Annotated in this window: 8 protein-coding genes and 1 pseudogene; 6 read left to right on the top strand and 3 right to left on the bottom strand. The window is 65.3% G+C overall.

Annotated features, from left to right (window positions below):
* A partial coding sequence (locus VK533_RS03815; protein WP_324375166.1) for a hypothetical protein occupies positions 1–281 on the top strand: 281 nt, incomplete at its 5' end.
* Between the two features lie 133 nt (positions 282–414).
* Positions 415–1,014 carry an outer membrane lipoprotein carrier protein LolA gene (locus tag VK533_RS03810; RefSeq protein ID WP_324375164.1) on the top strand — a complete coding sequence of 200 codons (600 nt, stop codon included), beginning with the start codon at positions 415–417 and terminating at the stop codon, positions 1,012–1,014.
* Between the two features lie 186 nt (positions 1,015–1,200).
* Here the strand turns inward: VK533_RS03810 and VK533_RS03805 are convergent, their stop codons facing one another.
* Positions 1,201–2,904 (bottom strand): cytochrome c biogenesis protein DipZ, encoded by a 1,704-nt coding sequence (locus tag VK533_RS03805; RefSeq protein WP_324375162.1) that lies wholly within the window; start codon positions 2,902–2,904, stop codon positions 1,201–1,203.
* A gap of 83 nt (positions 2,905–2,987) precedes the next feature.
* Between VK533_RS03805 and VK533_RS03800 the strand changes: the two genes are divergently transcribed.
* Positions 2,988–3,710 carry a M24 family metallopeptidase gene (locus VK533_RS03800; RefSeq protein ID WP_324375160.1) on the top strand — a complete coding sequence of 241 codons (723 nt, stop codon included), beginning with the start codon at positions 2,988–2,990 and terminating at the stop codon, positions 3,708–3,710.
* Positions 3,711–3,756: 46 nt separating this feature from the next.
* Positions 3,757–5,571 carry a beta-L-arabinofuranosidase domain-containing protein gene (locus VK533_RS03795; protein ID WP_324375158.1) on the top strand — a complete coding sequence of 605 codons (1,815 nt, stop codon included), beginning with the start codon at positions 3,757–3,759 and terminating at the stop codon, positions 5,569–5,571.
* Here the strand turns inward: VK533_RS03795 and VK533_RS03790 are convergent.
* Both VK533_RS03790 and VK533_RS03785 read right to left on the bottom strand, forming a co-directional pair.
* Positions 5,561–6,328, bottom strand: coding sequence for an ABC transporter permease (locus tag VK533_RS03790; RefSeq protein ID WP_324375156.1), 768 nt, complete (start codon positions 6,326–6,328; stop codon positions 5,561–5,563). The genes VK533_RS03795 and VK533_RS03790 overlap by 11 nt on opposite strands.
* A complete protein-coding gene (locus VK533_RS03785) occupies positions 6,325–7,251 on the bottom strand; it encodes an ABC transporter ATP-binding protein (RefSeq protein ID WP_324375154.1) in 927 nt (308 codons plus the stop codon). Before VK533_RS03785 ends, VK533_RS03790 begins: the two co-directional genes overlap by 4 nt.
* Positions 7,252–7,388: 137 nt before the next feature.
* Here VK533_RS03785 and VK533_RS03780 point away from each other — a divergent pair, with 137 nt between their 5' ends.
* Positions 7,389–8,192, top strand: a complete 804-nt coding sequence (locus VK533_RS03780; RefSeq protein ID WP_324375152.1) for an exodeoxyribonuclease III — start codon at positions 7,389–7,391, stop codon at positions 8,190–8,192.
* Positions 8,189–8,666 (top strand): annotated as a pseudogene (locus tag VK533_RS03775) (GTP cyclohydrolase II); the annotation flags it as partial. The gene VK533_RS03780 and the pseudogene VK533_RS03775, both read left to right, overlap by 4 nt.

The raw sequence follows: 8,666 nt of genomic DNA, 5'->3' as shown, positions 1-8,666 counted from the left end.
TCACGACCTATTATGGCGGCCCGGCGGTCAAGGCGAACGATCGCGCGGTGGTGACGCCCAGCCACGAGGCCGACAGCTTCTGCCTGCATGCGCCCAAGGACAAGATCGAGATGCTCAAGCTGATCGATCCCGACACCTTCTGGCAGACGCCGCATTATGAGGGCTACACCGCGCTGCTGGTCCGCTACGACACCGACAATGTCGACATGGTGCGGGATCAGATCGAAGCGTCGCGCGATTGGGCGATGACGCGGCCCAAGCCGAAGCCGCGCAAGAAATAGTCGCGATGTCATTGCGAGCGCAGCGAAGCAATCCAGCTTCCAGGACTGGATTGCTTCGTCGCTACGCTCCTCGCAATGACAAGAAGGATCAGAATTCAGGCCGAGTTCAAGGCCGTCGCCCCACGGAGACCGGATGCATCGTTTCTTTATCGCCGCCGCGTTGATCGCGGCGCCCGCCGCTGCCCAGGCGGGCGGCCTCGTCGAGGTCCAGGCGCATCTCCGCGCGGTGACCACCATGACCGCCGGCTTTGCCCAGACCGATCGCAACGGCCGCACGCTCACCGGCACGATCACGCTCAAGCAGCCGGGCAAGATCCGCTTCCAGTATCAGCAGGGCGTGCCCCTGCTGATCGTCGGCGACGGCAAGGCGCTGACGATGATCGATTATCAGGTGGCGCAGGTGTCGCGCTGGCCGGTCGGCAATTCGCCGCTCGGGCTGCTGCTCGATCCCTCGAAGGACATTTCGCGTTACGCTCACCTCGTCCCCGGCTCGCCCGACGGACGGATCGTGATCGAAGGCCGCGATCCCAAGCATCCCGAATTCGGCACGATCACGATCGGATTCGCCCCGAAAGCGGGTGCGCCCGGCGGGCTGATGCTGGCGGGCTGGAGCGTGCTCGACGCGCAGGGCAATCGCACGACGACGGTGCTGTCCGACCAGAAATTCGGCATGACGGTGAGCGACAGGACGTTCCTGTGGCGCGATCCACGCCCCCAAACCGGCAAGCATTAACGGTCTCATTCATTTTAGTGACAGGTTTGCTGCCTTAAAGCGTCTTGGCGGTCGCGATGCCGCTCCCCGGGATTCCCCCCTGTTGCTCGGGCAGAGTATCGCAACCTCACCTGCGTGACGAACGCCAGGTCGGCCCTCGCTCCAGCCCCCGGAGCGGGGGCCCTTCCTTTTCTGGGGCTCTGCCGCTCAGCCGAACGTGAACGAAAAGGCCTGCGCGCCCGGGTCGAGAAACTCGATCTGGAAGTTCCTGTCGGCGACCGCGCCCTGCTGGCGCACCAATTGATACAGCCGCTGCCCGGTGATCGTGCCGTAACCCTGCGCGTCGGTGTCCGCGCCGTGATCGGCGCCGGGCGCGCAACCGTCGATCGTGACGCGGAAGCGGACCGGCTTGCCGGTCGATCCCAACACCAGATGCAGGTCGCGCGCGTGGAAAAGATAGGCGATCCGTCCACCGGCCTGGACGAGATCGGCCTGTTGGGCGGCGATGGTCCAGGTGCCCGCCAGGCTCCATTGATTGAGCGTCAACGCGCCGCCCGCATAGATATGCGGTGCATCGTGCGTCATGCCGCCCGGCGAGGCGAAACCCCGTGCCTTGGCATAGCCGATATAGGTTTCGGGCGAGCGCACGTCGCCACCACCCGCCGCCTCCGCACCCTTCGCATCGACCGCGACGATGCCGGTCGCGACCACGCCCGGATGCGCCTCCGCGAGCAAGGCCTGGATGATGTGTTCGGATTCGGGATAATCGCCCTCGCCATAATGGTGATGGCGGATCCGGCCTTGCGCATCGATGAAGTAATGCGCCGGCCAATAATGGTTCTTGAACGCGCGCCAGATCGCATAATCGTTATCGATCGCGACCGGATAATCGATGCCGAGATCGGTGACCGCCTTGCGGACGTTGCCGATATCCTTTTCGAACGCGAATTCGGGCGCATGGACGCCGATCACGACCAGCCCCTTGTCGCGATATTTGTCCGCCCACGCTTTCACGTAGGGGAGCGAGCGCAGGCAATTGATGCAGCTGTAGGTCCAGAAGTCGATCAGAACGACCTTGCCCTTGAGGCCTTCGCGCGTCAGCGGCGCTGAATTGAGCCACTGCACCGCCCCGTCGAGCGGCGGCATCGTGCCTTCGACCGCGAGGTCCGCATGCTTCGCCTCGGCAATCTGGGCCATCTCGAAACGATCGAGCAACTTCTGCTCGACGCTGTTGGTGCCACTCAGCGAGACACGCGTGAGGAAGCCCGTATCCGCGCCGAGCGCGATCGCCGCCACCGCCACCAGCACCGCCGCGCCGACCGCGCGCCGGACCCATTCGCCGACGCCGAGCGAACGCTTCATCGCCTTGAACAATCGTCCGCCGACCAGCAGCGCCAAGGCGAGCGAGGTCGCGGCACCCGCGGCATAAGCGAGCAGCAACAGGCTCGTGCCGACGCTCGCGCCTTGCAGCGCGGCCCCGGTCAGGACCAGACCCAATATCGGTCCTGCGCACGGCGCCCACAGCAAGCCGGTCGCCACCCCGAGCAAAAGCGACGTGCCGATGCCCGAGCCTTCCGCATCCGCGCGCTGCGACAGGCGCGAGCCCAAACCGACCAGCGGGCGGGTCAGGCGGTCGGACAGCGACGGGAACAGCAAGGTAACGCCAAACAAGGCCAGCAGAATCAGGGCGAGCGCGCGGCCATATTGGTTGGCCTGGACCGCCCAGCCGCCGCCCAGCGCCGCCAGCGTCGCGACCAGAGCGAACATCGCCGCCATGCCGGCCAGCATCGGCAATCCGTTGCGTACGAACGGCTTGTCGGCACGCGCGAACACGAACGGCAGCACCGGCAATATGCATGGGCTGATGATCGTCAGCGCGCCGCCGAGATAAGCGAGAAGATAAAGGATCATCGGTGCGGCTCTCCCGACGCGCGTGCCGTGCAATTTCCCTGCTGAACGTTGCCGGAACGATCGTGCTGCGGCAGGGTCATAACATGGATTCAGCCGATGCCGCCGCCGAGGAAACGACACGCCATGCCGAACTGGTCGCGGCGGAAGAAAAGGCGCTGGCCCTGCTCGATGCGATCGAGGCGGCGGGGCTGATCCGGCCGGGCCGCAGCGAGCGCGAGATCGAGCAGGATATCCATACGCTTGCCGCCGAACGGTTCGGGATCGAGCGTCATTGGCACAAGCGCATCGTCCGCGCCGGGCTCAACACGCTCGCGGTCGCCGGCGACAATCCGCCGATCCGCATCGTCGAGGACGACGATATCGTCTTCCTCGATCTGGGCCCCGTCTTCGATCATTGGGAAGCCGATGTCGGGCGGAGCTATGCGGTCGGCAACGATCCGCGCAAGCAGGCCTTGTGCCGCGACCTGCCGATCCTGTTCGACGCGGTGAAGGCGAGGTTCGACCGGGATCCGGATATCACCGGCGCGCAGGTTTACGCCTTTGCCTGCGACGCGGCGGCGGAGACCGGCTGGACGTTTGGCGGCAAGATCGCCGGGCATATCGTCGCCGAATTCCCGCATGCGCGCGTGCCCGGCCGCAAACAGGATCATCATATCAGCCCCGACAATCCCGATCCGATGCGCAACCGCGACGGCAATGGCCGCGTGCGCCACTGGATTCTCGAAATCCACCTGGTCTCGCCGGACGGAAAGTTCGGCGGCTTCTACGAACGCCTGCTCGACGGACCCAGGCCGGTCGCGCTTTGACTTGCGCATTTGTCGGAGTAATCCTGTCCAAGGGAGAGGCGGGCCGATGGAGATCGAACGCAGGACATTGTTGGGCGGTGCGGGTGCACTCGCGACGATAGCATTGCTGCCCGCGGCGGCCCGGGCAGCGCCCGCGACGCGCGCGCCGATCGACGTGCTCGCCTATCGCGATGTTACCCTGCTCGAAGGGCCGGCGCAGATCCAGGCGGGGCGGACGCTCGAAACTTTGCTGGCGATGGACGAGGCGCGACTGCTGCGACCGTTCCGCGAGCGCGCCGGGTTGCCGGTCGCGGCGGACCGGTTTGGCGGGTGGTATGATTTCGTGCCCGAATTTCATTCGAAGCAGAGCATGGTCGGCTTCATCCCCGGCCACAGTTTCGGTCAATATGTCTCGTCGCTGGCGCGCGGCTATGCGGTTACCCACGACGCGCGGGCAAAGGCCAAGGTGGACCGGCTGATTGCCGGCTATGCACCCACCATCACGCCGGATTTCTACAAGAACTACACGCTGCCGGCCTATACGTTCGACAAGACCCTGATCGGGCTGATCGATGCGCATCAGTTTGCCGGCAACGCCCAGGCGCTGAAGCTGGTCGCGCCGAGCACCGACGCGGTGCTGCCCTGGCTGCCGGGCCATGCACTCAACCGACCCGACGTCGAGAAGCAGCCGCGTGCCGAACAGGCGTTCGGCTGGGATGAGACCTATACTTTGGCCGAGAACCTCTACCTCGCGGCGGACCGCGGGGCGGGCGAGCGCTACCGCACGATGGCGCGCGCCTACCAGTTGAACGACGCGTATTTCTTCCCGCTCGCGGCCGGCCAGAACGTGCTGCCCGGGCGCCATGCCTATAGCCATATGAACGCGCTCGCCTCGGCGGCGGAGGCCTATATCGTCGACGGCGATCCGCGCCACCTTGCCGCTGCGCGCAACGGCATGGGCTTCATCCTCGACCAGAGTTTCGCGACTGGCGGGTGGGGTCCGAACGAGGGCTATGTCGTCCCCGGTTCGGGCGGCCTGGGTGACAGTCTCGACAAGACCCACGCCAGCTTCGAGGCGCCGTGCGGCAGCTACGGCCATATGAAGGTCGCGCGCTATCTGATGCGGATCACGGGCGACAGCCGCTACGGCGACGGGATGGAGCGGCTGCTCTACAACGCCGCGCTGGGCGCGCTGCCGCTCAAGTCCGATGGCACCGCATTCTATTATGCCGACTACAATCAGGTCGGGCACAAGGCCTATTACGACACGATCTGTCCCTGCTGCTCGGGCTCGATCGGCCAGTTGACCGCGGACTATGGGATCAACGCGGTACTGGGCGATGCGCACGGCCTGTTCGTCAACCTCTACCTTCCGCTCCTGGCCAACTGGCGTCGCGATGGCGAGACCGCGCTGACGCTGACCCAGGACGGCAATTATCCGCTGGGCGATGATATCGAGATGAGCATATTCGTGCAGCGCCCGGTGCGGATGGTGCTGCGGCTGCGCATCCCGGCCTGGGCGGGCCCGGCCACGCGGATCGCGGTCAACGGCCGGGTTCACGCCGGCGTCGTGCCAGGGCGGTTCGCGACGATCGCGCGCGAATGGCGCGAGGGGGATCGCATCACGCTCACCATCGACCGGTCGCTCCGGCTAGAAGCGGTCGACGCGCAACATCCTGATCGCGTCGCGGTGATGCAGGGCCCGCTCGCCCTGTTTGCGCTGGGGGATAACACGCCGAGCTTCACGCGGGCGCAACTCGCCTCGATCCGCCAGCGCAGGCCCGGAGGAGTCGAATGGGGCTTTGCCGGCAGCCCCACTTTCGCGCCCTATTTCGCGTTCGGGAGCGGGACGTCGCGGGTCTATCAGGTGGTTACGGCTTGAGCCGCCAGCCGGTGCGGAAGATGAAGGCGAGCAGGATCAGGCAGGCCGCCATGAAGGCGGTGGTGAAGCCGAGGCTCGCCACCACCCCGACGTCGCCGATCCCGTAGAAGCTCCAGCGGAATCCGCTCACCAGATAGACGACCGGGTTAAACAAGCTGAGCGTGCGCCACGGCTGGGGCAGCATATCGATCGAGTAGAAAGCGCCGCCGAGGAAGGTGAGTGGGGTCACCACCAGCGACGGGATGATCGCGAGCTGCTCGAAACTCTTCGCCCAGATGCCGATGATGAAGCCGAACAGGCTGAACGTGACCGACGTCAGCAGCAGGAAGGCCACCATCCAGAAGGGATGGAGGATCTGAACGTCGGTGAAGAAGGTCGCGGTGACGAGGATGATCAGCCCGATGCCGACCGACTTGGTCGCCGCCGCGCCGACATAGGCCGCTACCGTCTCGACCGTGGACATCGGCGCGGACAATATCTCGAAGATCGTGCCCGTGAATTTGGGGAAATAGATGCCGATCGAGGCATTGCTGATGCTCTGCGTGAGCAAGGTCAGCATGATCAGCCCCGGCACGATGAAGGCGCCGTAATGGACGCCGCCGACATGCTGGATGCGCGATCCGATCGCGCCGCCGAAAACGACGAAATACAAAGCGGTGGTGATCACCGGCGTGGCGATGCTCTGCCAGACGGTGCGGAGCGTCCGCGCCATTTCGGTCTTGTAGATAGCCCTCATGCCGAAGCCGTTGACGCTCATGCCGCACGCTCCACCAGGCCGACGAAGATATCCTCGAGCGAGCTCCGCGCCGTATCGAGATCGCGATAGTCGATATGCAGTTCGTCCAGCCGCCGCAGCAATTTGGGAATCCCCAGCGCGTCCGCCTCGGCGTCGAAGGAATAGACCAGCTTGTGGCCGTCATCCTCGAGCGCGAGCGGCCAGTCGGAGAGCGCGGCGGGCAGAGCCGCCATCGGCTCCTGCAGCACCACCGTCAGCCGGCGCTTGCCGAGCTTGCGCATCAAGGCCGCCTTGTCCTCGACCAGCAGCAATTTGCCGTGGTCGATCACACCGACCCGATCGGCCATTTCCTCGGCTTCCTCGATATAATGGGTGGTGAGGATGATCGTGACACCCTTCTCGCGCAGCTTGCGCACCAACGCCCACATGTCGCGGCGCAGATTGACGTCGACGCCCGCGGTCGGCTCGTCGAGGAACAGCAGATCGGGCTCATGGCTCAACGCCTTGGCGATCATCACGCGGCGCTTCATGCCGCCCGACAATTCGATGACCTTGTTGTTGCGCTTCTCCCACAGCGAAAGGTCGCGCAGCAGCTCTTCGATGAAGGCCGGGTTGGGCGATCTGCCGAACAGGCCGCGGCTGAAGCTGACCGTGTTCCAGACGGTCGCGAAGATATCGAGCGCGATTTCCTGCGGCACGAGACCGATCTTGGCACGCGCGGCGCGATAGTCGCTCTGGATGTCGTGGCCGTCGACCTTGATCGTGCCCGAGGTCATCGACACGGTGCCGCACACCAGACTGATCAACGTCGTCTTGCCCGCGCCGTTCGGCCCGAGCAGCGCGAAAATCTCGCCCTTTTCGATCTCAAGATCGACATGGTCGAGTGCGGTGAAGTCGGATTTATAGCGCTTGGTGGCGGCGGAAACGGATAGGATCGACGACATTGGCCCTCCCAGCCGCTGGTTAGCGGGCGGATATAGCCACGCCGCCCGGCGAAGCCAACCGCCCGGTACAAAATTCCCCTGCAGGATAGGGGCGGGCCAATCTTCCCTCCGCGCGCTCGCGTCGCTACATGCTCGGCATGACAGTTCTCAAGATTGCGTCGTGGAACATCAATTCGGTGCGGGCACGGATCGGCATCGTCGAGCGCTTCCTCCAGGAACAACGGGTCGACATCCTCTGCCTGCAGGAAACCAAGGCGGCGGACGATGTCTTCCCGGCGGCCGACTTCAAGCGGATGGGCTATGTCCATCAGCGGCTCCACGGCCAGCGCATGCATCATGGCGTCGCGATCCTGTCGCGCATTCCGTTCCGCGACGCGGATGACGATTGCTGGCGTTTCGACTGGCAGGACAATGGCGAGGCGCGTCATGTCGGCGTTTGGCTGGAGGCGGGTTTCCGGCTCGAGAATGTCTATGTCCCGGCTGGCGGCGATATCCCCGATCCGGCGGTGAACCCCAAGTTTGCGCAGAAGCTGGCTTTCGTCGAACGCATGACCGAATGGGCCAAGTGCCTGAACGAGCCGACGCTGATCGTGGGCGATTTCAACATCGCGCCGCTGCCCGAGGACGTTTGGAGCCACAAGCAATTGCTCGACGTCGTCAGCCACACGCCGGTTGAGGTCGATGCGCTGGATCGGCTCAAGGCGGCGCACGACTGGGTCGATCTCGGCCGTCATTTCTATCCCGCGCCCGCGCGGTTGCACACCTGGTGGAGCTATCGTTCGCCCGATTGGACCGCCAACGATCGCGGCCGCCGGCTCGATCATATGTGGGCGAGCAAGGAAGTCGCCGCGAAGGCGACCGCGCATACGGTCCATGAGGATTGCCGTAACTGGCTCAAGCCGTCGGACCATGTGCCGCTCGTGACCGAGTTCGCGGTGTGAGCGACGCGTTCGCCGCTGCCCGTGCGATCGATGCGCTTCGGCGCGGCTGGCCGGTGCGGATCGACGGTGCGATCGTCGTGCTGGCGGTCGAGCGGGCGGACGATGCGCGGCTGGCGGCGTTCGATCCCGACGGCAAAGCCGAATTGCTGCTGTCAGCCGAACGCGGCGCGATCCTCAAGCTCGCCAACCAGCGCGACGCCGCGACGCCCGGCCAGCCGGTTTTGATCGAGCGTGTGCCGTGGCTGGACCTTACCGCCGCGCTCGCGCTCGCCGATCCGGCGAACGATCTCGCCACCCCATTCAAGGGGCCGTACCGGACGAGGCCCGTCGCGGAGGGCGTCGCGGCGTCGGCGGCGCTGACCCTGGCGCGGGTCGCGGGGCTGCTGCCCGCATTCTTCGTTCGCTGCGATGGTGCGGCGGCGGCGGAGGTCGCGGCCGCCGATATCGCCGCCTACGAACATGAGGACAATCTCG

Origin of the sequence: Sphingomonas sp. (assembly GCF_035317925.1) — a bacterium.
Classification (GTDB): Bacteria; Pseudomonadota; Alphaproteobacteria; order Sphingomonadales; family Sphingomonadaceae; genus Sphingomonas_I.
The sequence above is the reverse complement of the archived record's forward strand: the minus strand, read 5'-3'. Positions and strand labels throughout refer to the sequence as shown.